The sequence below is a fragment of the Kribbella sp. CA-253562 genome (genome assembly GCF_050942265.1).
Classification (GTDB): Bacteria; Actinomycetota; Actinomycetes; order Propionibacteriales; family Kribbellaceae; genus Kribbella.
This window is the reverse complement of the sequence record NZ_CP192049.1, coordinates 3,810,425-3,833,744: the sequence shown is the minus strand read 5'-3', so window position 1 is coordinate 3,833,744 and position 23,320 is coordinate 3,810,425. Positions and strand designations below refer to the sequence as shown.

The following is a 23,320-nucleotide window of genomic DNA, read 5'->3' as shown; positions in this document are numbered from 1 at the left end:
CTCGCGATGTGTCGTCTGGTTGAGCGGGGTGGTCACAGACTGTCGATGACCGACTGCTTCATCGGTGCCGCGTCGGACTCGGCCTTGGCCGCGTAGTCCGCGCGGCTGCGGAAGTCCAGCGCGGTCACCACGCCGTCCTTGCGCCGGTACGCCTCGACCGAGCCCTTGACCTTGCCCTCCTTGGTGTCGGAGGTGTAGCTGATCGCGACGCACTCCACCAAGACGTCGCGCGGGCACGGCAGGTTCCGTACGGCGCCGAGCTGGGCGATGTCCTTCTCGGTCTCGCCCTCGACGATGGCGAGCAGGTAGGTCTGGGCCGAGACGTTGAGCTTCTGCCGGACCCACAGGAACGCGCGCGGCTCGCGGTTCGGGGCGTAGGTGACGAGCTGCTTGCCCTGCTTCTCGCTGGCGAACACGCTCCAGCCGGCCACCGGGACGATCGAGACGCCGTGGTCGACGGCGATCGCGTTGGCGGGCGGCGTGTACGTCGAGGCGGGCGGCGTGGTCACGGTCGGGGCCGGTGTCGGGTTCTTGGCCTTGTCGTCCCCACCGGTCAGTACGACGAGCGCGACGGCGACCAGCAGCACGACCGCGATGCCACCGGCCAGCGGCAGCAGCAACGGCGGGACCGGCGGCTTCTTCTTCACCGGCTCCGGGCGGCGCAGCGACGGCGGACCGACCTTGTCGCCCCAGGAGGAGCTGGTCTGGGTCGCACCACCGGCAGCATCGCCGGACCAGCCACTGGCACCCGTGCCGGCCGGACCGGTCACCCCGGCCTGGCCAGGACCGCCACCTGCGCCCGGCAGACCAGAACTGGCGCTCCCCCAGCCGCCCGCACTGCCCCCGGCCGCGCCGGCGTCACCGGCCTGTCCCCAGCCACCGGCGCCCGACGTACCGGCTGCACCGGTGTCGGGGGTGGTGGGCTGCGCCGGCTCGGCCCGGCCCCAGCCGCCGTGGGCCGGAGTGCCCGACTGCGGTGGGCGCGGCGGTACGTCCAGCGACCACGGGGACGGCGGCAGCTCCTCCTGCGGAGCCGCGCCCTCGTCGTCGGCCGGATCGGTCTTGCGGACCCAGGGGTTGTCGGCCGGGCCCTTGTCGCGCTTGTTGCTCACTGGCTCGCAACCACCGACCTGAACATGGCAGTGGCGTCCGGCTGCAACGTCGCGGACTTGTCCTGCCGGCCGTACACCTGAACGATCGTCATGATCCCGTCGTTGCGCTCGATCACGCCGACGAACCCGACCACGCCGAAGCTCCCGGCCTGCCCGGTCGCGATGGATTGGAACGCCTGGGTGGAGACCTGCTTCACCGGGCTCTTCTCGTCCGGGCCAGGAGCGTCGCGCTGCACCTCTTTGACCTTGAACCCGGTCGGCCGCGCCTTGCGCTCGCTCGCGATCAGCACCGGCAGCACGGTGTCCGCGGTGTCGCTGCCCGCCTTGACGGTCTGCACCATGAAGTAGCCCTCCCCCTGCTTGAGCAGGTAGACGCCCTTGAACTCCTTCAGCGTCCTGCGAAGGTACCCCGCGGCCGGATCGACGAAGACGCCCTCCCCGACCTCGATGCCCTTGTCGGCGCCCTGAGTGGGCTGACCGGTCGGCTGCGGGTTCGGGTCGGGCTGGACGTTGTTGTCGTCACCACGGCCGAAGATCAGCGCCAGCACGACACCGATCACCACGACCACGGTGAGCGCCCCGCCGGCCAGCAACAGGATCTTCTTGCTGCCCTGGCCCCGACCACCACCGCGCTGGAACTGCGGTCCCTGCGGATCCCACTGCTGCGGCGGCGGCCCGCCCGGGAACCCCTGCGGCGGGTACTGCTGCTGGTACGGCGGCTGCCCCTGGTACTGCGGCGGTCCCTGCTGGTACGGCGGTTGCTGCGGCGGCGGTCCTTGGTACGGCGGCTGCTGCGCAGGCGGCCCGTACGGCTGCGGCGGCCCTTGATAGGGCGGACGCTGCTGCGGCGGCGGCCCGTACGGCGGCTGCCCCTGCTGCGGAGGCGGTCCCTGGTACGGCGGCTGTCCCTGCTGCGGAGGCGGCCCTTGGTACGGCGGCTGACCCTGCTGCGGAGGCGGCCCCTGGTACGGCGGCCGGCCCTGGTACGGCGGTTGCTGGTTGCTCATGCCACGACCCCTCGCTCCGACTTGGGCACCGACCGCACCGCGTTGCCGCACGCCGAGCAGAAGTCCGACTGCGGCAGCAGCGGCATCTCGCACCGGGTGCAGAATCCCAGCTCACCGGACGCGTGGTTCGACCCGCCACGAGCGGCCGACTCCAACGCCGCCTCCAGCAGTCCCTTGTGCAGCACGGTCCGGACCAGCACGATCAACGCTCCGAGCAGCAGTAGGCCCCAGACCACACCGAGGATCGCCCCGATCCAGGAGCCTTGTCCGCCGACGAAACCGAGCAGGTACACACCACCCTGGAACAGCGCGTTCACCGCGATCGCCTGCAGCACGCCGATCACCCAGCGCGGAGTGAACCCGTCGTAGCCCTCGCCCAGTCCGGAGAACTCGGCGACAGCCAGTCCGGCCGCCGACCCGTAGATGAGCGGCTTCACGAACCCTTGCAGCACGACGATCGAGATCCACGTGCCCGCACCGGAGCCAGGACCGGTGAATCCACCGCTGATCCACCCCCAGTGCAGCACCAGCGTCTCGAAGCAGGCGAACCCGACACCGGCGACCACACCGAAGGTGAAGCCGTCCATCAGGTCGTCGTAGCGCGGCCGGGAGGCCAGGTAGAGCGGTCCTGCCTGCTGGATCAGTACCGACACGACCGGGACGAGCAGCAGCAGGATCAGCAGGTCACGCCCGGCCGGACCGGCGTCGTTGCTGCCGATGGTGTCCAGCGTCAGACCGATCCGGTCCGACCACAGCCAGGTGAAGACAGCCGCCAGTACGCCGGTCAGCAGGAACGCCGCCGCGACGACCGGGATCGGCTCGTCCTCCCAGAGGTTCACGTCGTACAGGTAGAGGATGTAGACGATCGGGATCGCGAAGGCGGCCACCATGATCGCCACCGGCAGCGCACCGAGCGCCGCGGCCACCACCGTGAGCAGCAGCGCGACGCCGAGCGCGACCTTGTAGGTGTACGGCTGCCGGCCGGAGCCCTGCGGCATGATCGTCGACACCAGCCGGAACGACGCCACGGGCTCGTCCGGCCTGGCGGCGTACGCGTTCTTGCGCCCGGGGTCCGTCGAGTGCAGTCCGGTGCCACAGTGGTGGCAGAACTGCGAGACGTCGGGGACCTCAGAGCCGCAGCGCGGACACTCCACGCTTCCTCCTCAGCTAGGTCGTGCGGGACCGGCGTGATTCTCGTACAGACCGGCCGGATTTCATCATTTCCCGCGCAAGGGTCAAGCGTTCGTGTCCGGACCGTGGCCTGTTCGCCGGGCGGTCAGCTCCGCCCAGACCGCGTCGATGCGCCGGTCCAGGTCGTCCAGAGTGCCCGCGTTGTCGATTACGACGTCCGCGGCCGCCAGCCGGTCCTCGCGCGTCGCCTGACTCGCGATCCGCCGCCGCGCCTCGTCCTCGGCCATCCCGCGCTGCGTGGTCAGCCGCTCGACCTGCACCTCGACCGGTACGTCGACCACCAGCACCAGGTCGAACTTGTCCGCCTGCCCGGTCTCCACCAGCAGCGGGATGTCGTGCACGACCACCGCGTCGCCCGGCGCCGCCCGCTCGATCTCGGCGGCGCGCGCCCGGACCCGGGGATGGATGACCGCCTCCAACTTGCGCCGGGCCACCTCGTCTCCGAACACGAGCTTGCCGACCGCCGGCCGATCCAGCTCGCCGTCGGCCGTCAGGACGCCGTCCCCGAACGCGGCGACCACCTCGGCCAGGCCGTCCGTCCCGCGCGCGACCACCTCCCGCGCCAGCACGTCGGAGTCGATCACCACGGCGCCGCGCTCCGCCAGCCGTTGCGACACCGAGCTCTTGCCCGATCCGATTCCCCCGGTCAATCCGACTCTCAGCACCCGTGCACCCTATCCAGCCCATCCGGCCGCCGAACGAAGAGTGGACGAAAGTCATGGGAGACAAAGCCCCATGACCCGCCGAGCGGAGCGAGGCCAAAAGCACAGCCGTCCCCGAGAATGGGCGCACCGGCGAGCGGACAGGAGGACCGACGTGGAGATCCGGCTGCTCGGGCCGTTCGAGGCGCGGCGCGGCGACGAGCCGCTGCCTGGGCTGACCGGTCGGGTCCGGACGCTGCTGGCGGTGCTCGCGCTCGCCGTACCGGAGTCTGTGTCGGTCGACGCCATCGGTCAGCGGCTGTGGGGTGACGCCCCGCCGGCGAACCTGCGAGCCAGCGTGCACACCACCGTCGCCCGGCTCCGCACACTGCTCGGACCCGAGGTCCGAGTCGACACCACTCCGGGCGGCTATGCCCTGCGAGTCGAGCCGCGGCAGGTCGACGCCCTGCTCTTCGCACAGCTGGTCGAGGACGCCACCCGCGCAACCAACCCGAAGGTCGAGCACGAGTTGCTGACCGAAGCACTGGCCTTGTGGCGCGGTGAGCCGTTCGGCGGCATCCGCTCGGACTGGCTCGACCGCGAGCAGGCTCCCCGGCTGACCGAGGCCTACCTGACCGCCACCGAGCGCCAGATCGACCTGGACCTCGCCGCCGGTCGCCACGACGTGGTCCTGCCTGCCTTGCGCGAGCTGACGGCCAAACACCCGCTCCGCGAATCACTCTGGCGCCGGTTGCTCACCGCCCTCAGCCGCTCAGGCAGACCGGCCGAGGCACTCACCCTGTACGACGAACTGCGGCGCCGCCTGGCCGACGAGCTCGGCGTCGACCCGGAGGCCGAGCTGCGCGGTCTGCATGCCGAGTTGCTGCAGGCCACCGAACCCAAACCTCCTGCCCGGCAGTCGTCGCAGGCGCCGCGGCAGCTCCCGCCTGGTCCAGCACGCTTCACCGGCCGGGCGGAGGCTCTGGCTCGGCTAGACGCTCTGGGCGCAGTGCCCGGTACGGACGGAGCCCTGACCATCCTCGCGATCCACGGACAAGGTGGAGTCGGCAAGACCTCGCTGGCGCTGCACTGGGCGCACCGGGTCGCCGATCGCTTCCCGGACGGCCAGCTGTACCTCAACCTGCAGGGCTACGGCCCGGGCGATCCCATGCCACCAGATGTCGCGCTGGAGCTTCTGTTGCGCGGCCTCGGCGTATCCGGCGACCAGATCCCCGACCGCGGCCCGGCCCGTACGGCGATGCTGCGCACGGTGCTCGCGCAGCGCCAGGTGCTGCTCCTGCTCGACAACGCTCGCGACGCCGAGCAGGTGCGGCCGCTGCTTCCCGGGCCGGGCTGTCTCGTGCTCATCACCAGCCGGAGTCAGTTGCGGTCACTGGCCGCACGGGAGGGAGCCCACCGGGTCGCGCTGGACCGATTCGGCGCCGACGATGCGGCTGCGTACCTGATGGCGACCTTTCAGCCGCATCAGGTGCGGGCGAGCCCGGCGGAAGTCGCTGAGCTGGCCGAGCTGTGTGGACAGCTGCCGCTGGCGCTGGCGATCGCGGCCGAACGCGTCACCAGGGAACCGGCGACCGGCGTACGGGCGCTGATCGGTGAGTTGCGAGATCACCCGGACCGGCTGGGTGTGCTGGACGTCGACGAGGACGACGACGGTGCACTGCGGGTGGTCTTCGACTGGTCGTACCAGGTGCTCGCGCCCGAGCAGGCGCGGATGTTTCGGCTGCTCGGACTGCAGCCGGCGCAGGACATCAGCCTGGACGCCGCTGCCGCGCTCGCCGCGGTCGGCAAGAGCCAAGCCGCGCAGTACTTGGACGGGCTTGTCGGTGCACATCTGCTCGAGCAACCCGGCAGCAGGTATCAACTGCACGACCTGCTGCGGCTCTACTCCAACACTCTGGTTCAGCAGGCCGAGGAACGTGAGGATGCTCGCGCCCGGCTGCTTGACTGGTACGCGCGCTCCGCCCGCAACGGCAAGGCCGCGCTGGAGCGGTTGGAACCCCTGCTGGACTTCGGCCCGCCCCTGCCCGGCGTCGTTCCGCTGACGTTCGACGAGACGGCGAAGGCGGCCGACTGGTTCACCGCGGAACGCCACGTCCTGATCGCCGCGGTGCACGACGCGGTCCGGCACGGGCACGACCGGGCGGCGTACCGGCTGGTCTTCTCGCTCTGGCCGTACCTGATCTACCTGCGCGCGATCGACGAGCTCTTCGAGTTGCAGCAGGTCGGGCTGGAGGCGGCCCGGCGTACGGGTGACGTCGCGGGGGAAGCCGCGCTGGCGCAAGGCCTCGGCAGCGCGTACCTGCAGCGCCGGAACATCCCCAAGACGTCCGAGTACCTGACCCACGCGCTGAAGCTGTTCGACTCGATCGGTGCCGAGCGGTCCCGGGCCGCCGTGCTCACCGATCTCGGCCGGATGTACCGGTACGCCGATGACCGCCCGGCCGCGATCAAGCACCACCAGCAGGCCATCGAGGCGCTGGAGAAGTTCGGCTGCGAGGTCGAGGTCGCCCGCAACCTGGCGAGCCTGGCTGAGGTCTACCTGGCCGACGGCCACCACCGGCAGGCCATCGAAGCGGCCGAACGCTCCATCCGGCTGAACCACGCGGCCGGCGAGCGTCGCGCGGAGTCGTTCGCCCTGAGCACGCTCGCCTCGGCCCAGCTGGCCGGCGGGAACCAGGCCACCGCGATTCGCTACTACCAGGAGTCCCTGGAGATCAGCCGAGCCCTCTCCGACCGCTGGGGCGAGTCCGTCTGCCTGACCAGCCTGGGCCACGCCCACCGACAGCTCGGCGATCTCCCCCAGGCCCGCCGGTACTGGCGTGAGGCTCTCACCGTCCTCACCGAGAACGGTCTCCGGGGCTCGCCGGAGCTCAATCCCGCGACGCTGTCAGCTCTCCTGGCAGCTCAAGGCTGAGGCTTCCCCAGCAGTTCAAGCGCAGTCAGCGCCCGGTCCGTCGCCACGACCACAGGCGGTCGACCTCCCGGAACCCAGCCCGTGCGTACAGCCGCTTCGCCGCCGACCGGTCCCGATCCGGATCGCCCGGTGCGTCGTCGTCGACGAACAGGATCACCTCGTGCGCACCTCGAGCCGCCAGGACTTCCGCCGCCGCTCCGAGCAGCTGGGCCCCCAGTCCCTTGCGGCGGAAGGCGGATGCGACGGCGATCCACCAGAGCACGCCGACTCCACCGACGGGTTCGCCCACCGTCGCCTCCGCGACGACGTTCCCGTCCCGCACAAGGTCCAGCTGCAACCGTCCCGGCTCTTCGCTGGGGCGAACCTCGACGCCGGCAATCGGCAGACCCGGCAGCGGCAATCGTGTGTGCAGATAGCTCCACAGGTCCTCGCCGACGAACCCGGCCGCGATCAAGGCGTCGCGGGTCGCAGGGCGATGCCGTACCGGCAGGGCTTCCAGTCCGAGACCCAGCGCGGAGGCGAAGTCGAAGGCGAAGATCGCGCGCTGCCCGAGGCGATCGAGGGCGTGGGCGATCAGCGCGGCGGCTAAATCAGGTGCTTCGCGGCAGTGCAGCCACAGGATCACCCCGGCCTGATCGGACGGGCGCACGGCGTACGAGATGACACCGAGCACCCCGTCCTCGACGAGCACCTCGGTAACAGGCGGATCCAGCTCGGTCCAGAAACTGCTGTCCACCGGCGATCGGCCGGAGAGCGCTTCGGCCAGCATCGCGGGAGTGGTGCGCGGCTGGCCGGTCAGGCGGTCGGCCTCGATCAGGGCGAGCACGGCGTGCTCGTCGGTACGGCGGTAGGGCCGGAGCGGCATGCGTCCTCCCGGAAACGGGCGAGACCCCCGCACCCAGTACGGGGGTGCGGGGGTCTCGGGTCCTGCAGGTGGATCAGCCCTGGCCGGTCAGCTTCTCGCGCAGAGCCTGGAGCGCCTCGTCGGAAGCGAGCGCGCCCTCGGCGGGAGCGTCGTCCTTCGGAGCCGCGCCGCCGCCGGTGGCGGAGGAGTACGTCGACGCCTCGCCGGCCTCGACGTCGGCCGTCTTGGCGTCCTCGATCTGCTTCTTGTGGGCCTCCCAGCGCGCGTGGGCCTCGGCGTACTGCCGCTCCCACTCCTCACGCTGCTTGTCGAAGCCCTCGAGCCACTCGCCGGTCTCGGGGTCGAAGCCGTCGGGGTAGACGTAGTTGCCCTGCTCGTCGTACGTCGCCGCCATGCCGTACAGCGTGGGGTCGAAGTCGTCGGAGACCGGGTCCAGCCCCTCGTTGGCCTGCTTCAGCGACAGCGAGATCCGGCGACGCTCGAGGTCGATGTCGATGATCTTGACCATCGTGTCGTCGTTGACCTGGACGACCTGCTCCGGGATCTCGACGTGACGCTCGGCCAGCTCGGAGATGTGCACCAGACCCTCGATGCCCTCCTCGACCCGGACGAACGCACCGAACGGAACCAGCTTGGTGACCTTGCCGGGCACGATCTGGCCCATCTGGTGGGTCCGGGCGAACTGCTGCCACGGGTCTTCCTGGGTCGCCTTCAGCGACAGCGAGACGCGCTCGCGGTCCATGTCGACGTCCAGCACCTCGACGGTGACCTCCTGGCCGACCTCGACGACCTCGGTCGGGTGGTCGATGTGCTTCCAGGACAGCTCGGAGACGTGCACCAGACCGTCGACGCCACCCAGGTCCACGAACGCACCGAAGTTGACGATCGAGGAGACGACACCCTTGCGGATCTGGCCCTTCTGCAGCTGGGTGAGGAAGTTCATCCGCACCTCGGACTGCGTCTGCTCCAGCCACGCCCGGCGGGACAGGACCACGTTGTTGCGGTTCTTGTCCAGCTCGATGATCTTGGCCTCGATCTCCTGGCCGACGTACGGCTGGAGGTCGCGGACCCGGCGCATCTCGACCAGGGAGGCGGGCAGGAAGCCGCGCAGGCCGATGTCCAGGATGAGGCCACCCTTGACGACCTCGATGACGGTACCGGTGACGACGCCGTCCTCTTCCTTGATCTTCTCGATCGTGCCCCAGGCCTTCTCGTACTGGGCGCGCTTCTTCGAGAGGATCAGACGGCCTTCCTTGTCCTCCTTCTGGAGAACCAGGGCCTCGACGTGATCGCCGACGTTGACGACCTCGTTCGGGTCGACGTCGTGCTTGATCGACAGCTCGCGCGACGGGATGACGCCTTCGGTCTTGTAACCGATGTCGAGCAGGACCTCGTCCCGGTCGACCTTGACGATGGTCCCCTCAACGATGTCGCCGTCGTTGAAGTACTTGATGGTCTGATCGATCGCCGCGAGGAAGTCTTCCTCCGACCCGATGTCATTGACCGCTACCTGCGGGGTGGTGCGCACTGCGGGGTCGAGAGGTGCCTCGATGCTGGCCGTCATGTGGTGGGTTGCTCCGTGGGCTGATGGTGTCGTGCGGGTGCGCACGGGCCGTTGGATCGCACCAAACCGCTGGAAAGCTCTGAGAGGACAGAATCACCAACCGACTGCTGCGAGCACGAGCCTACTCCGTCCGAGGTCGCGCAGGCCCATAGCGCATCTCACAGAATACGGGTTCCGGCTCGGGCAGCACAACCCGGGGCACCCGGTCGCTACCGGCCGCCCGCCGAGGTCACCCGACGTCCTACTGCTCTCAATGTACGACGTCCGGGTCCGGGCGGCCCGCGGCCAGGTCCCCCGTGTCGGCCATCCGGGTGATCAGCGAGTGCGCGGCGGTGGTCACCGGGTTCTGCCCGGTGCGCGCGGCGAGGTCGATCAGCGCCCACAGATCGGCCGCCCGGCTCCGCTCGACCAGGCGGTCGCCCAGGTCCGGACCGGTCTCCCGGACGACCCGCAGCGCGGCCCGCTCCAGCACCGGATCCGCACCGAACCGCAGCAGGTTGCCCAGATCGGCGTACGGCGAACCGGCGTGCGCGAACTCCCAGTCGACCAGCCCGGTGATCCTGGCCGTCTCCGGGTCGACCAGCAGGTTCTTCGCGTTGAAGTCGCTGTGCACCAGGCAGAACCGGTCCACCCCGCTGTCGGCCAGATCCTCGGCCCGGTCGATCACCTTGCGCAGACTGTCCACTTGCTCGCGCGTCAGCCCGAAGGACTCGACGTGGTGGTTCAGCCACTGCGCGAGCCCACCCGATCCGAACGACTCGATCCGCAGCTCGCTGCCGTGGAACTCCCCGAAGCTCAGGAAGGGCATCCCACTCAGCCGGACCAGCAGCTCCCCCAACTGCACCCCGATCGACTCCCGCTGCCGCTCATCGGCCGTCTCCAGGAAGTCCTGCAGGTTGATCCCGGGCAGTCGCTCGGTCAGCAAGTACGTCGGATCGCCGCCCACCTGGTCGACTTGCGCATCCAGCACCCGCGGCACCGGCAGCAGCCCGCGCACCAGCCGAAGCAACGCCGCGTCGACGGCAGCCCGGTCCGGCCGCCGCGCGTACAGCTTCAGTACGGCGTCCTCGCCGGCGGCACTGACCGCGAACGTCTCGCCGCCGTACCCACCGGTCAACGGAACTGCGCTGGCCGCGATCGCCTCGAACCCATCCACCCGCCCGATCCTGCCAGCACCGGCCGACTCACCGGTGCCGGCTGGATCTCGGGCGGGTCAGATCCGGCGGCGGTCAGACCGTCGCCGGCGTACCGATCGCCGCCAGGATCGGCGGCACCGCGTTGCGCAGGCCGGCCGCGTTCGGATGCAGCGGCACCAGGCCGTTCGTGGTCGCGCTCGGGATCAGACCCTCGATCCACCGCGTCCCGGCCGGCTTGCACATGTCGTGACCGACGCTCGGTGTCGCCAGGTCGACGTACGTCGCTCCGTGCGCGTTCGCCTGCTCCGCCATCCGCAGGTTCAACCGGGTCAACGCGGCCTGCAGGTAGTCCGCGTCCGTGCCCCACACCGGGACGAACGGCCAGCAGCCGCCCTTCTTGATCCCGGTCGGGTAGCCGACCATCAGGATCGTCGCGTGCGGCGCGCGCTGCCGGATCCGCTCGATCACCGTGCCGTACGCCGGCGCGAAGGCGTCGATCTTCTGCGCGAGCCGGTCCACGCCGCCCGCGGTGTTGGTCGCCTTGCAGGACGTCCCGACGCCCGGCGGCAGCAGGTTCACACACGAGAGCGCGAGCCCGACCAGGCCGACGTCGTTGCCGCCGATCCCGACCGAGACCACCGTGGTGTCCTCGCTCAGGGCGTCGTACTGCGGTGCCGCGGTCCCCGCGATGATCCCGGACTGCGGGTTCGCGAAGTGTGCGGTGGTCGCGCCACCACACGTCACGTCGCGGAACTTCGCGGGCTTCAGTTGCGCGGCGATCAACGAGGCGTAGTTGACCGCGGAACGCGCGCAGGTCAGCACCTCCTTGGCCGGCAGCACCAGCGAACCGGCGGCGAACGAGTCGCCCATCGCGACGTAGACCATCGGCGTGGCCGCGGTCTCGGCCGAGGCCTGCGTCGTCACCGGACCCGCGGCCAACAGGCCCGTCGCAGCGAGCACCGCAACCATCCGCGTACGTACTGATCTCTTCTGCATGTCGCCGCCTTCAACGTTAAGTGACCGACCGGTAACAGCTCGCGTGCGGACCAGCATGAACAACGGTCACCTTTTCGGCAAGCCCTCGGAACCGTGTCGTCCGCGTTGGGTTATTTACGCTACTGCGGTAGCGTAAATGCCATGACACGAGGCCGCCCCCGGGACACCGCGATCGAAGGCAGGGTGCTCGCCGCCGCGGCCGAGGAACTCCGCCAAGGCGGGTACGGCGGACTGTCGGTCGACCGGGTCGCCGAGCGCGCCGGCGTCGCCAAGACCACGCTCTACCGGCGCTGGCCGTCCAAGGCCGAGCTCGTCGTCGCGCTGATCACCAACCTGCGCGGAGACGTCCCGTTCGAGCCGTCCGACGATCCGCGCCGGGATCTCACCGAACTGGTCACCGCGATCGCCGCCGGCCTCGCCAACGCCCCGAGCGGCCTGATCGCCGACCTGGCCGCCTCGGCCGCCCGAGACCCGCGCGTGGGCGAGAGCGTCCGCGCGCTCTGGGCCGACCGGCATCGCGCCGTCACCGCGGTCGTCGCCAAGGCGCAGCAGGCCGGGCTCGTGCTCGACCACGTCGCGCCCGCCGTACTGGTCGATCAGCTGGTCGGCCCGCTGTACTACCGGCTCCTCGTCACCGGCGAGCCGCTCACGCCTGACTACGTGAGGACGCTCGTGCGCAGCGTCCTCGGCCCTGAGGAGCCCAGATGACCGTCACCGCCCGCCGGAGTCCCGTACGCCGCCGCCTGTTGATCGCGCTCGGCGCGTCGCTCGTCCTGCTGATCGGCTACAGCGTCTACGCGATCGCCCGCCCGACCGTGATCCGCACCGAACTGGAGATCGACGCCACGCCCGACCAGGTCTGGAGCGTGCTCGCCGACCGCGGGTCCTATCCCGGCTGGAATCCGTTCATCGTCTCCTCCACCGGGGACCTCGTCGTGGGCCGCACGATCACCAACGTCCTGCGGGACACCAACGGCAAGGAGACCGAGTTCAGCCCGAAGCTGCTCGCGGTCGACCCGGGCCGCGAGCTGCGCTGGATCGGCCGGATCGGCTTCGGCGGCGTCTTCGACGGCGAGCACACCTTCCGGATCGAGGCCCTGCCCGGCGGCCGCTCGAAGCTGATCCAGGAGGAGACCTTCCGCGGCGTCGCCGTGCCGTTCACCACCGGCATGCTGCGCGACACCATCGAGCCGCAGTTCCACGCGATGAACCGGGCGATCGCCGGTCGAATCGAGTTGAAGTTGCCGTAGCGGCAGCCTTTAGCGTCGTAGCCGTCAGTCGATGGGAGGACGGGATGGGCTGGTCGATCGCCGAGGTCGCGAAGGCTTCGGGGGTGACCGCGCGGACGTTGCGGCACTACCACGCGATCGGGCTGCTAGAGCCGGCCCGGACCGCGCGCAACGGACGCCGGTACTACGAGCAGGAGCAGCTCCTGCGACTGCAGCGGATTCTGCTGCTGCGCGAGCTGGGGCTCGGCCTCGACGTGATCGCGGACGTGATCACCCGGCAGAGCAGGCAGGACACGGTCGAGGTGCTCGCCCGGCATCGCGACTGGCTCGTCGGGGAGCAGCTCCGGCTGAAGCGGCTGGTCCGGACCGTCGAACGCACCATCGAGAACATCGAGAAAGGAGGAGAGATGGCACCCGACAAGGTGTTCGAGGGCTTCGAGCACAGTCCGTACGAGGCGGAGGCGCGGGAGCGGTGGGGTGACGACGCCGTCGACGCGAGCTACCGCAGGATGCAGTCGTGGTCCGCCGACGACGCGGAGAAGGCCCGGACGGGGTACGGCCGTGTGCACGAGGAACTCGCCGTCCTGAAGGCCGCCGGCGCGCAGGTGTCCGACCAGCGCGTGCAGGACGTCGTCCAGCTGCACTTCGAGGTGACGAGCCTGTTCTGGACGCCGACCGCCGAGGCCTACCGCGGACTCGGGCAGCTGTACGTCGACGACGAGCGGTTCCGGCAGAACATCGGGTCCGGCGACGACTCACTGGTCGAGTACCTGCGCGACGCGATGAACGTCTACGCGGACGCCCGCCTGTGAGCGTCCCGGGGGGCTGCAGACCCCCGGGATAGGGTGACCGCGTGGTCGAGCCGCAACGTATCGAGCTGACCGAGGCGCAGACCTCGCGGGCCAGCCGGACCTACTGGGACTCCGCGGCGAGCGAGTACCTCGACGAACACGGCGCCTTCCTCGGCGACGACCGCTTCGTCTGGTGCCCCGAAGGCGTCGACGAGGAGCAGGCTCAACTGCTCGGCCCCGTGCGCGGCAAACGCGTGCTCGAGATCGGCTGCGGCGCGGCGCAGTGTTCCCGCTGGCTGACCAAGCAGGGCGCCCGGGTCGTTGCCTTCGACATCTCGGTCGAGCAGCTCCAGCTGGGCAAGGCACTGGACCGCAAGACCGGTACGCCGGTCCGCACGGTCGCCGCCGACGCGACGGCGATCCCGTTCGCGAACGAGACCTTCGACATCGCCTGCTCCGCCTTCGGCGCGCTCCCGTTCGTCGCCGACGCCGAAGCCGCGTTGCGCGAGATCGCCCGGACCCTCAGACCGTCAGGCCTGCTGGTGTTCTCGGTCACCCATCCGATCCGCTGGAGCATGCCGGACGACCCGAGCCCGGCCGGCCTGCGGATCACCCAGTCCTACTTCGACCGGACGCCGTACGTCGAGGTCGACGAGCAGGGCGTCGCGGTCTACGCCGAGCACCACCGGACCACCGGCGACTGGATCCGCGCGATCACCGGCGCGGGTTTCGTCGTCGACGACCTGCTCGAACCGGAGTGGCCGGCCGGGCACGACCGGATCTGGGGCGGCTGGGGACCCGACCGCGGCCGCCTGGTCCCAGGCACCGCGATCTGGTCCGCCCACAAGGCCTGATCACCCCGCCGGCGGCCGAAGCGATCCGAGCCGCCGGCCGAGTCGGGACCCGCGGCCGGGCTCAGGCCGCGCGACGCGCCTTCGGCCGCCGCCACAGGAACCCGGCCCCCGCGAGCAGCACCAGGCCCAGGATCAGCGACAGCAACGGCACCCAGTAGCCGATCAGGTTCAGCTGCGAGGCCTTCTCCTGGTAACCGCCCTCGGCCCGCCCGTCGACCTGCGCGCCCTCCACGTTCTTCTTCACCGTCGCCTCGTCGTACCCGATCGTCGCGTCGGTGGCGGTGATCTTGGCCTCACCCTGGTAGTCGATCGTGGCGAGTTGCTTCTCCTCGCCCTTGATGATCGCGCCGGTGACCGGCTCGATCCACAGTGTCCGGGTGTTCTGGTAGCTGCGCTGGACCTCGACCAGCGGCTGGCCCTTGAGGTCGATCACAGCGCCCGGCACCTTCAGCGGCGTCACCTGCGGCACTTCCGACTTCGGCACCACCTGGACGAACTTGTAGACCTTCAGCCCGAGCAGCTCGGTCTCACCCTGGAACTCGATCGGGAACGCCTTGCGCAGCGTGCTGTCCCAGAATTTGTAGGTCTTCTTCTGGGTGCCGAACGGGAACTTCAGCACCAGCCCCTCGTGCCCCTTGAAGACCGGGTCCCCGGGCCGCTTGCGGTCCTTGGAGTTCAGCGTCGTGGTGATGTACTCACCGCTGTTGTCCTTGGCCGGATCGGGGTCCCAGCGGACCGCCTCGCCGGTGTGCGCGTCGAGCACCACCCGTTCCTGCACGAAGCTGAGCGGCGCCTTCTCGTCCCGCTTGGCGTCGTCCTCGCTCGGGAACTGGTACGCCGGGTCGTCGTCGGTGACCACCGCGGTGTCGAAGACCACCACCTTGCGGTCCAGCGCCTTGCTGATCTTCTCGGCCGCGACCACGTCGCCGCGCACGGTCCGGGTCGAGGTCAGCGGCAGCTGGGTCTCCTGCTGCGTGGCCACCACGAACACCGTGCCGTCCTGCGTCGTCTTGGACGTGGTGTGCGCGACCTGGTCCGGCGGCGCGACCGCCAGCGTCGGATAGGCGTAGAACCTGGCCATCACGGCCACCCCGACGAAGAAGATTCCCAGTGCCAGCAGCACGATGCGACTGCGATTCCCCACAACAACCCCTCCCGGTCTGTCCGCGGGACGCTACCAGCGAGTAGCGTCCTTGAACAGAGATCGTCCGCGGTGGATCCGAACTGAGATATCGTCCGGCCCCATGAGGGGGAACCAAGCCACGTTCGCACGCGGCCGCACGGCGCCCGAGGCGGCGGTCCTGCGCGCCGCGATCGTCGCCGTCGCGGTGGTCCAGGCGGTGGTGCTCGGCCTGCTCGCGCGCCGCGGCCACTGGCTCAGCGACGACCTCGAGTTCCTCGTGCAGGGCGGCCGGGGCTTCGCGCCGAGCGAGCTGCTGACGCCGTTGAACGATCACATCGCACCGGGCCTGCGCTTCGTCTATGCGACGTTCGCCGAGCTGGCGCCGCTGAACTGGGACGTCACCGTCGCCTGGCGGATTCTCCTGCAGGCGTTGGCGATCGTGCTGCTCGGCCTGCTCCTGCTGCGGCTGCTCGGCTCCAGCTGGTGGGTCTTGATCGGGACGGTCGTCTACGCGCTGACCTCGCTCAGCATGCCGTCGTTCATGTCCCTGTCCAGCGGCGTCAACAATCTTCCGGCCCACGTCTTCGGTCTGCTCCTGCTGCACGCGACCGTCGACTGGTCCACCGGTCACCGCCGCCGAGCCGTTGCCTATGGCCCCCTTTCGCTGCTGATCTCCTTGACCTGCTGGGAGAAGTCCGGCCTGATCCTGGTCACCGCGCTGGCGCTGTCGCTCTACCTGCGCGAGGTCCCGCTGCGGGTGTGGCTGCGCCGGACCTGGCCGTACGCCGCCGCGCTGACCGCTTCGATCGTTGCTTTCGGCATCTTGTACGCCACGCACGGCAACCCGTCGGCGGGGCGGCTGCCGGGCTGGTCCGACCTGGTCGAGCTGGCCGGCCGGTCCTTCGCCGTACCGCTCGGCGCGCTCGCGGGCGGACCGTGGACCTGGAGCCGGTCCGGAGCGTTCGGCCTCGCGGACGCGCCGGCCGTCGTACCGGTGCTCGGTGGGATCGTCGCGGCGGTCCTGCTGGTGATCGCGTGGCGCCGGGACCGGCGGGTGCTGCTGCTCTGGGCGGCGGTCGGCGTCTACACCGCGGTGACGCTGATGCTCGTCTCGTACGGGCGCTTCAGCGTGTTCGGCAGTGCCTTCACCGTGCACTACCACTACTGGTCCGACCTCGCGATCCCGCTCACCCTCGCCGTCGTGCTCACCGCGCGGTCGATGCCGGCGGTCCGCTTCGCGCCGTTCGTCGCCGCCGGTGCGCTGCTCGCCTGGACCGTCGGCGCGGTCGTCTCGCTCGCGACGTTCGCGCAGCTGTGGGACGACAACCCGGCCCGGCCGTACTTCAGCACGCTGCGCGCCGAGCTCGAGGCGGCCGGCCCGGCGGTGAATCTGTGGGACACCCCACTGCCCGGAACGGTCGCGACGGTCGCACTGGCCCGCGATCCGCGCATCTCCCCCGTGCTCCGGACGGCTGGGATTCCCTTCCAGCTCCAGTCCTCCTCCAGCGAGCCGCGGATGGTCGACGAGACCGGCCGGATCCGCCCGGCGCACCTGACCACCTGGGCCAAGGCCGTCGTTCCGCCCAAGGGCAAGAAGTTCTGCTCGGTGCACCTTCAGGGCGCGCACACGATCACCCTGCCGCTGCGGGCGACCACCACCGACCATCCGACGGCCAAGTGGTTCGCGAAGGTCAGCTACCTGAGCATCCGCGAGCACACCGTCGAGGTCGAACTGGTCGGCACGAACGGCCGGGCCGTCGCCGTACCGGCGTCCGCCGCCGCGTGGCCGGCCAGCCTGGCGAACGCGTATCTCGGCCCGGCACCGGCGACCGACCTCGCCGCCGTCCGGATCCGGACCACCGACCCGGACAGCAACCTCTGTATCGGCGGCGTCGAGATCGGACTTCCGCAGGTGAGTCAATGAGACAGGTGACCCGATGAGACGGACGCGCTTCCCCGCCCTGGACGGTTTGCGGGCCGTCGGCGCCCTGGCGGTGCTGACCACCCACGTCGGCTTCCACAGCGGCGACGCGCTGAACGGCCCCTTCGCCGGCCTGCTGTCGCGGCTCGACGTCGGAGTGGCGATCTTCTTCGCGATCTCGGGCTTCCTGCTGTACCGCCCGTACGTCGTCGCCTGGTTCGGCGAGACCGAGCCGCCGCTGCTGCTGCCGTACCTGCGCAACCGGGCGCTGCGGATCCTGCCCGCGTTGTGGGTGGCCGTCGTGTTCGCGGCGCTGCTGGTCCCCCGGCAGGACGGCGTCACCTGGGCGACGTACCTGCGGCACGCGTCGTTGAGCCAGATCTACGTCGACTCTCCGGCCGCCGACGGGCTGACCCAGATGTGGAGCCTCGCGACGGAGGGCGCGTTCTACCTGCTGCTGCCGTTCCTGGCCCGGCTGCTGATCAGCTACGAGCGACCGACGCGCAAGGCGGTACGCCGCCGGCTGGCGGTGCTGACCTGCTTCACGCTGCTCGGGCCGATCTGGATGGCCGCCGTCAACGCGACCGGTCACCCGCTGGCAGGGCTCTGGCTGCCCGGGTACCTCGGCTGGTTCGCGGTCGGCATGGGCTTCGCGCTCTGGCAGGTCGCCCGCAGCAGCGGACGGCTCGGGACGTCCGCACTGGACACGCTGGCCACGATCCCCGGCACGATCTGGGCGGTCGCGGCCGCCCTGCTGCTGATCGCGGCCGGCCCGATCGCCGGCCCGTACGACCTGACCTCGTCGAGCGCCGGCCAGGCGTTCGTGAAGAGCCTTCTCTACACCGCGATCGCCGCGTGCGTGGTGTTCCCCGCGATCACCCCGTCGCAACGGACCGCCGCGATTCTCGGCGGCCCGATCGGGCACGTCGCCGGAGACATCTCGTTCGGCGTGTTCTGCTACCACCTGATCGTGCTGAGCCTGGTCGAGCAGGTCTTCGGCATCAAGCCGTTCCAGGGCCATTTCGCGTTGCTGTTCTGGCCGACGCTGATCCTGTCCGCCGGAGTCGCCGCGGCGAGCTACTACCTGATGGAGCGGCCGATCATGCGGCTCGGCCGCCGGGACCGGTCCTACGACGTCTCGCCGGTCGGCCTCGACAGCACGGCCAGTGCGATGGCGAGCAGCACCGATCCCTGGACGACTCCGGAGGTCAGTCCGGCGCCGCCGTCCGGCCAGGGCTGAACCGCGGCGACCGCCGTACCGAGCAGCACCGCTACGCACACCGCACCGATCAGGGCGATCCTGCGGCCGTCCAGGTACCAGGCCAACGCTGCGGCGACGACGGTGACGGCGAGACCGATCCAGCCGGCCATGAAGGTGCCGGCGACCACCACGAGGACCGTCGCGAGCCAGGGGCCGAACCGCTGAGCTTCCCGCAGCCGGTGGCCGGAGTGCCTCGACCGGCGACGCGAGCAGATCGCGAGCCCGGCGACGAGGACGAGAGCGACCAGTCCGACGAGCAGGCCGGCGCGGTATTCACGGTCGGGGACGAAGCGCGCAGTGATCTGCTGCTCGGGCCCAGCGGGTAACAGCCAGCCCTGCTGCCATCCCCCGACCCGGATCGGCACCAGCTTGCGACCGGTGCCGTCGTACGCCTCCCAGCCCTTGCTGAAGTTCTGCGCGACGGTCAGGACCGAGTCCTCCGTGGCGAGCGGAGCCTCCAGCGTCAGCTCGGACGGACTGGGCCGCCAGACGTTGACGCCCTGGGCCGCAGCCTCGGCCGGTATCGCCGCATCGGTCCTGGTCAGTCGCAGTTCGACCGGTGTGAAGTCCTTGCTGGCAACGACATCCAGGGTGTGCCGCCCGGCCTGCAGCGGCACCGACGGCTGCTGGCACAGCGAGTACTTCACCGGTCGCCGCTGCAGCACGTCCCGCAACGTGGCGTCCACCTTGGTCGCCGCAGGCACGCCGTCGACGCGGACCGTCGGCCCGAATCCGCACACCGCACCGGTGGTGGCGTTGGGGTTGATCGCCTTGCGCAGGTCGTTCGCGCCGAGGATGCGCAGCTCCGCGACACCGACCGGAAGCCGGCGCGACAGCCCGGTCGCGGAGTCGACATCGATCAGTTCCTGCGTGCCGGTGAAGGTCAGCTCGACCGAGCGGACGGCCGTGAACCGGTCGGGGAACGTCACGAACCCCTCTGGCGTCACCTTGAGCGTTGCCGGCGTACCACCGTCGAAGCGGACTTCCACCTCACTCGGCCGGGCCGCGGCCAGGTGGGGGTCACTCAGGAACTGCACGCCCTGCAACTTGCGGAACCCCGGCAACTTCAGCGTGAGGGTCGGCCGCAGGTCGTCCGGCGCCGCCACCCAGCCCGTGCCCAGGTCCTGGTCGACCACCGCACCAGGCCGGCCCTCCGGCGCGGTGACCGCCCGCGAGGAGGCCGTCGCGGTCACCGCGCCGGGCACCTCCAGCAGCCGCTCGAGCGAAGCACCGTCCCGCGGCAACGCCGTCCCCTGCAGCTTGTACGACGCTGCGTCCGGCAGGTCGACGCTGCGATAGAGGCCGGTCGCCTCCTCCGAGTCCTTCGCGACACTCTGCCGGCACAACGGCCGTACGCCGGCGTGCAGGCAGGCCGAGCGACCGCTCTGGGTGGTGCGGATGACCACTGCGTCCGGCTGCTTCGGCAGGCCACCCGGCACCGAGAGCCGGCTGACCGGAGCGAGGCCGGGCAGCATCACTTCGGCGATCGCGACACCGTTCGGGTTCTTGCCGTCCGTGACGCCGACACTCAGCCGCAGCCGCTGCGTGAAGCCGTCCGGCGCCGGGACGTTCTGCGGCCGGTCGGTGCCCGCGACCACTGTCGTCAGCGTTCCCGCGTCGGTCTCCACCTGCAGCGTGCGAACGGGATCGGTCGTCGGCGCCCGCAGCGAGAACTGCACCTTCAGGTCGGACACCTTGCGCGGCGCGGTGAAGTCCAGCTCCAGCCACTCGCCGCTGCCGCGCCCGAACCTTCCGGAGATCCAGCGGGTCGACGGATCGCCGTCGACAGCGGCGAACGGGCCGTTGCCCGGTCCGGTCCGCAGGGTCGCGCCGGCGTCGGCCGCTGACGACGAGGCACGCACGTCGGCGATCCCGCCGTCCCACACCCGAGTCGTCGGCTCCGACGGTGGGTCGAGCAGGTAGTCGAGCGTCTTGCGGTTCAGCCGGCCCGGGTCGCTCGCGGTCATCACCGGCGAGTAGTTCTCGGCCGGGCGGCCGACGGACACCTCACGCCGTTGCAGGCCGTCGGTCTGGACCAGCGGCAGTTCGAGTCCGGCGGCAGTGGCGTCCGGAGCGAGCACGGCCTCGCGGTCGCCGCCGAGCGCGGTCAGCACCGACGGCACGTCCTCCGAGCCGCCGCGCACCGCGACAAGCTGGGACTGCGGGACCAGCCGGGCTGGGCTGACGTCGCCGACGTCGTAGATCTCCACGCTCGGGTAGGGCAGCCGGGTCCGCTCGTCGAGCGTCACTCCGGGCGACTCGATCGAGCTCCCGGTCGCGGGGCCGAAGGACGCCGCCCGTGCGATGCCCGCCTCGGCCAGACTCTCGTGCACCGCGATCGCCGGACTCACTTGCGCGTCGTACCGGAGGTCGTTGCGGACGACGACGTACCGGACTCCGGCGCGAGCCAGTGTCTGCTGCAGCGTCCGGTCGCCGACGCCGGAGCCGAGGCGGCGTTCCACCTCGTCCAGCCAGCGCGTCGTACCGGCTGATCCGAGCGGTACGGCGTCGCGGACCGCCATCGGCCGCTTCAGCAACGCCTGGAACGGCTCGTCCTTCGTGGAGCCCCAGGTGAAGTCCGCGAACGACGCAGCCGGTACGACGAGCACGCTGCCGGTCGTCGGCTGGCTGTCGAGCCAGGACGCGGCTTCACGCCAGTGCGCGGGGATGGCCTCGTAACTCTCCGGTCTGGGCAGCTGCGCGAAGATCGCGGGAGTCGCCACGGACACGGCCAGGCAGGCGGCGAGCGCGGGCACCAACTGGCGCTGGCCCCCCTTCGCAGTGGCCCAGCTCGCCAGTCTGGTCAGTGCGTGCGCGGCTGCGAGGGCCAGCGGCAGCCGCACGACCAGCTCGAACTTGTGGGTGTTGCGGAGCGCTGCGAGCGGCCCGTCGAGCAGCTCCTGCACCGGGCCGGACAGGGGTGAGCTGTGGTGGCCAAGCGTCAGCAGGAGCAAGCCGACGACGACCGAGAGCTGCAGGAAGCCCCTGTTCTTCAGCGAGCCCATCGCCAGCCCAGCCAGGCCGAGCAGGGCGACCGAGGCGGTCGCGATGATCAGCGCCGGCTGCGTGACGAACAACCAGCCGGCGGGCCAGCTCGGTCCACCACTCGTAGCCAGGAAGTTCAGCCACTGCGACGTGCCGCGGAACGACTCGAAGATGCTGGCGGTGTTGGTGGTGGTCGCGGCGTTCTCGATCCAGTCCAGGAACGGCGGGCTGTATTTGCCGAGCAGCAGCAACGGCACCAGCCACCAGAACGACACCGCGACGATGCAGCCGAACCACGCGCCCGTGAGCTTGAGCGTCGACCGGTCCAGCCGGCGGGTCAGCAGCCACAGCGCGGGCAGCACCAGCGTGGCGCCGGTCGCTACCGCGTTCACTCCCCCGACCAGACCGAAGGCCACCGCCGACCAGCCGACCCGCCACCACCCGGAGCGGGCGCGCGGCGTCACCAGCGGCAGCAGCACCCAGGGCGCCATCGCGAGCGGCCAGACCTCGATCGAGGTGATCGCGACCTCGCCCAGCATCCGTGGGCTGAGCGCGTAGAGCAGAGCGACGGTGAAGCGGGCCCACGGAGCGCCGTACCCGAGTGCTCCGGCGAGCTTCCAGACCCCGACGAACGCCGTACAGAGCACCAGTGACCACCACAGCCGCTGGATCGCCCAGCCCGGCACGCTCACCACGTCCAGCAGCCAGTGGAACGGTCCCATCGGCAGCAGATAGCCGTACGCCTGGTTCTGCAGTTGGCCGAACGCGCCTTGGGGATCCCACAGGTGCAGTGCCCGCGCCAGGAACGCGCCTGGGTTCGCGGTCAGGTCCAGCTTGGTGTCCGGCACGATCTTGCCCGGCGCTTGGTGGAAGCACAGCGCGATCAGCAGCAGGCAGCCCAGCACGAGACGCGCTCGCCAGACCACCTGCTCCGGGCTGCCCGCCCTCAGTCGCTTGAGTGGTCCTCGCAGTAGGCCGCTCATGGGCGCCGAAGCACCAGGACGAGGTTCCAGGTCACGACCTCGCGCACCCCGGGCACAGCCAGTACGCCGTACGCCCAGCGCGGGTGGTACCTCGGCACCGCGGCCACCAGCTCAGCGTCGATGCACTGCCGGGCCCAGCGCAGTCCGCCGGCAACGGTGATCGGGAAGAGCGACTCACCGAACCTGTTCTTCGGCGGGTGGCCCTGCTGCTTCTCGTACCGGCGCGCGGCCCGCTCACCGCCCAGGTAGTGCCAGGGCGCGGTCTCGTGACCGCCGTGCGGACCCCACCAGCCGGTGTAGGACAGGAAGATCGTGCCGCCGGGCTTGGTGACCCGGACCATCTCGTCGGCCATCAGCCACGGGTCCGGCACGTGCTCCAGCACGTTCGAGGAGAAGCAGATGTCGACCTGCTGGTCGCCGACCGGCAGCGCCATCCCGCTACCGAGCACGGTGCCCGGGGAGGGCTCGCCACGACCGCTGAGCTCGCCCAGGTCCGAGTCGATCGCGTAGTAGCGAGCCCCGGCGGCCCGGAACGCGTCGGCGAAGTAGCCGGGTCCCCCGCCCACGTCGAGCATCCGCGCACCGCGCAGTTCGGCGTACGCCGAGAGCTGGCCGACCGAGTCGGCGGCGAGCGTTCCGTAGAAGGTGTCTGGGTCGCTCTGCTCGACCCCGAAGGCCCGGAACAACCGCAGCGCGCGACGCACGTCGGCGGTCCACCTCACCGGG

At 70.5% G+C, this 23,320-nt stretch carries 18 protein-coding genes; 7 read left to right on the top strand and 11 right to left on the bottom strand.

What is annotated here, in order from left to right; translation table 11 throughout:
* Nucleotides 1-32 precede the first annotated feature (32 nt).
* The 4 genes from ACQPXM_RS18165 to coaE all read right to left on the bottom strand — a co-directional run bounded on the left by ACQPXM_RS18165 (nt 33) and on the right by coaE (nt 3,975).
* On the bottom strand, nt 33-1,112 hold the full coding sequence (locus tag ACQPXM_RS18165; RefSeq protein ID WP_432950083.1) for a hypothetical protein: 1,080 nt from the start codon (nt 1,110-1,112) through the stop codon (nt 33-35).
* On the bottom strand, nt 1,109-2,119 hold the full coding sequence (locus ACQPXM_RS18160; RefSeq protein WP_432950081.1) for a hypothetical protein: 1,011 nt from the start codon (nt 2,117-2,119) through the stop codon (nt 1,109-1,111). Before ACQPXM_RS18160 ends, ACQPXM_RS18165 begins: the two co-directional genes overlap by 4 nt.
* Nucleotides 2,116-3,273 carry a PrsW family intramembrane metalloprotease gene (locus ACQPXM_RS18155; RefSeq protein WP_432950079.1) on the bottom strand — a complete coding sequence of 386 codons (1,158 nt, stop codon included), beginning with the start codon at nt 3,271-3,273 and terminating at the stop codon, nt 2,116-2,118. The genes ACQPXM_RS18160 and ACQPXM_RS18155 overlap by 4 nt, the downstream gene beginning before the upstream one ends.
* 81 nt (nt 3,274-3,354) lie before the next feature.
* Nucleotides 3,355-3,975, bottom strand: coding sequence for a dephospho-CoA kinase (gene coaE, locus ACQPXM_RS18150; protein WP_432950077.1), 621 nt, complete (start codon nt 3,973-3,975; stop codon nt 3,355-3,357).
* 151 nt (nt 3,976-4,126) lie between these two features.
* Here coaE and ACQPXM_RS18145 point away from each other — a divergent pair, with 151 nt between their 5' ends.
* Nucleotides 4,127-6,886 carry a BTAD domain-containing putative transcriptional regulator gene (locus tag ACQPXM_RS18145; protein ID WP_432950075.1) on the top strand — a complete coding sequence of 920 codons (2,760 nt, stop codon included), beginning with the start codon at nt 4,127-4,129 and terminating at the stop codon, nt 6,884-6,886.
* 25 nt (nt 6,887-6,911) lie between these two features.
* Here the strand turns inward: ACQPXM_RS18145 and ACQPXM_RS18140 are convergent, their stop codons facing one another.
* The 4 genes from ACQPXM_RS18140 to ACQPXM_RS18125 all read right to left on the bottom strand — a co-directional run bounded on the left by ACQPXM_RS18140 (nt 6,912) and on the right by ACQPXM_RS18125 (nt 11,420).
* On the bottom strand, nt 6,912-7,751 hold the full coding sequence (locus ACQPXM_RS18140; protein ID WP_432950073.1) for a GNAT family N-acetyltransferase: 840 nt from the start codon (nt 7,749-7,751) through the stop codon (nt 6,912-6,914).
* Nucleotides 7,752-7,824: 73 nt separating this feature from the next.
* On the bottom strand, nt 7,825-9,315 hold the full coding sequence (rpsA, locus tag ACQPXM_RS18135) for a 30S ribosomal protein S1 (RefSeq protein WP_432950071.1): 1,491 nt from the start codon (nt 9,313-9,315) through the stop codon (nt 7,825-7,827).
* A gap of 250 nt (nt 9,316-9,565) precedes the next feature.
* Nucleotides 9,566-10,471, bottom strand: coding sequence for a phosphotransferase family protein (locus ACQPXM_RS18130; RefSeq protein ID WP_432950069.1), 906 nt, complete (start codon nt 10,469-10,471; stop codon nt 9,566-9,568).
* A gap of 73 nt (nt 10,472-10,544) precedes the next feature.
* Nucleotides 10,545-11,420 (bottom strand): SGNH/GDSL hydrolase family protein, encoded by an 876-nt coding sequence (locus ACQPXM_RS18125; RefSeq protein WP_432951043.1) that lies wholly within the window; start codon nt 11,418-11,420, stop codon nt 10,545-10,547.
* A 168-nt stretch (nt 11,421-11,588) separates the two neighbouring features.
* Between ACQPXM_RS18125 and ACQPXM_RS18120 the strand changes: the two genes are divergently transcribed.
* Genes ACQPXM_RS18120 through ACQPXM_RS18105 form a run of 4 tightly spaced genes read left to right on the top strand, consistent with a single transcriptional unit; the run spans nt 11,589 to nt 14,321 of the window.
* Entirely contained in the window at nt 11,589-12,155 is a 567-nt protein-coding gene (locus ACQPXM_RS18120; RefSeq protein WP_432950067.1) for a TetR/AcrR family transcriptional regulator, read from the top strand.
* Nucleotides 12,152-12,697 carry an SRPBCC family protein gene (locus tag ACQPXM_RS18115; protein ID WP_432950065.1) on the top strand — a complete coding sequence of 182 codons (546 nt, stop codon included), beginning with the start codon at nt 12,152-12,154 and terminating at the stop codon, nt 12,695-12,697. The genes ACQPXM_RS18120 and ACQPXM_RS18115 overlap by 4 nt, the downstream gene beginning before the upstream one ends.
* Before the next feature lie 44 nt (nt 12,698-12,741).
* Nucleotides 12,742-13,488: a MerR family transcriptional regulator gene (locus ACQPXM_RS18110; protein ID WP_432950063.1), complete on the top strand. Its 747-nt coding sequence runs from the start codon at nt 12,742-12,744 to the stop codon at nt 13,486-13,488.
* A gap of 41 nt (nt 13,489-13,529) precedes the next feature.
* The gene (locus ACQPXM_RS18105) at nt 13,530-14,321 is read left to right on the top strand and encodes a methyltransferase domain-containing protein (protein WP_432950061.1); all 792 of its coding nucleotides are present in this window, start codon (nt 13,530-13,532) and stop codon (nt 14,319-14,321) included.
* A gap of 61 nt (nt 14,322-14,382) precedes the next feature.
* Here the strand turns inward: ACQPXM_RS18105 and ACQPXM_RS18100 are convergent, their stop codons facing one another.
* The gene (locus ACQPXM_RS18100; protein ID WP_432950059.1) at nt 14,383-15,465 is read right to left on the bottom strand and encodes a DUF3068 domain-containing protein; all 1,083 of its coding nucleotides are present in this window, start codon (nt 15,463-15,465) and stop codon (nt 14,383-14,385) included.
* Between the two features lie 100 nt (nt 15,466-15,565).
* On the opposite strand from ACQPXM_RS18100, the gene ACQPXM_RS18095 reads away from it, so the two are divergent.
* Entirely contained in the window at nt 15,566-17,368 is a 1,803-nt protein-coding gene (locus ACQPXM_RS18095) for a hypothetical protein (RefSeq protein ID WP_432950057.1), read from the top strand.
* Between the two features lie 13 nt (nt 17,369-17,381).
* Nucleotides 17,382-18,605, top strand: coding sequence for an acyltransferase family protein (locus ACQPXM_RS18090; protein ID WP_432950055.1), 1,224 nt, complete (start codon nt 17,382-17,384; stop codon nt 18,603-18,605).
* On the opposite strand, the gene ACQPXM_RS18085 is transcribed toward ACQPXM_RS18090, so the two are convergent.
* Both ACQPXM_RS18085 and ACQPXM_RS18080 read right to left on the bottom strand, forming a co-directional pair.
* The gene (locus tag ACQPXM_RS18085) at nt 18,494-22,594 is read right to left on the bottom strand and encodes an alpha-(1->3)-arabinofuranosyltransferase (RefSeq protein ID WP_432950053.1); all 4,101 of its coding nucleotides are present in this window, start codon (nt 22,592-22,594) and stop codon (nt 18,494-18,496) included. The genes ACQPXM_RS18090 and ACQPXM_RS18085 overlap by 112 nt on opposite strands.
* The gene (locus tag ACQPXM_RS18080) at nt 22,591-23,298 is read right to left on the bottom strand and encodes a class I SAM-dependent methyltransferase (RefSeq protein ID WP_432950051.1); all 708 of its coding nucleotides are present in this window, start codon (nt 23,296-23,298) and stop codon (nt 22,591-22,593) included. Before ACQPXM_RS18080 ends, ACQPXM_RS18085 begins: the two co-directional genes overlap by 4 nt.
* Nucleotides 23,299-23,320 lie beyond the last annotated feature (22 nt).

What these genes read in the sequence shown, in the direction of transcription:
- ACQPXM_RS18160 (WP_432950081.1), bottom strand. Translation starts at nt 2,119, where the DNA reads ATGAGCAACCAGCAACCGCCGTACCAGGGCCGGCCGCCGTACCAGGGG.
- ACQPXM_RS18140 (WP_432950073.1), bottom strand. Translation starts at nt 7,751, where the DNA reads ATGCCGCTCCGGCCCTACCGCCGTACCGACGAGCACGCCGTGCTCGCC.
- rpsA (WP_432950071.1), bottom strand. Translation starts at nt 9,315, where the DNA reads ATGACGGCCAGCATCGAGGCACCTCTCGACCCCGCAGTGCGCACCACC.
- ACQPXM_RS18125 (WP_432951043.1), bottom strand. Translation starts at nt 11,420, where the DNA reads ATGGTTGCGGTGCTCGCTGCGACGGGCCTGTTGGCCGCGGGTCCGGTG.
- ACQPXM_RS18120 (WP_432950067.1), top strand. Translation starts at nt 11,589, where the DNA reads ATGACACGAGGCCGCCCCCGGGACACCGCGATCGAAGGCAGGGTGCTC.
- ACQPXM_RS18115 (WP_432950065.1), top strand. Translation starts at nt 12,152, where the DNA reads ATGACCGTCACCGCCCGCCGGAGTCCCGTACGCCGCCGCCTGTTGATC.
- ACQPXM_RS18110 (WP_432950063.1), top strand. Translation starts at nt 12,742, where the DNA reads ATGGGCTGGTCGATCGCCGAGGTCGCGAAGGCTTCGGGGGTGACCGCG.
- ACQPXM_RS18095 (WP_432950057.1), top strand. Translation starts at nt 15,566, where the DNA reads ATGAGGGGGAACCAAGCCACGTTCGCACGCGGCCGCACGGCGCCCGAG.
- ACQPXM_RS18090 (WP_432950055.1), top strand. Translation starts at nt 17,382, where the DNA reads ATGAGACGGACGCGCTTCCCCGCCCTGGACGGTTTGCGGGCCGTCGGC.
- ACQPXM_RS18085 (WP_432950053.1), bottom strand. Translation starts at nt 22,594, where the DNA reads ATGAGCGGCCTACTGCGAGGACCACTCAAGCGACTGAGGGCGGGCAGC.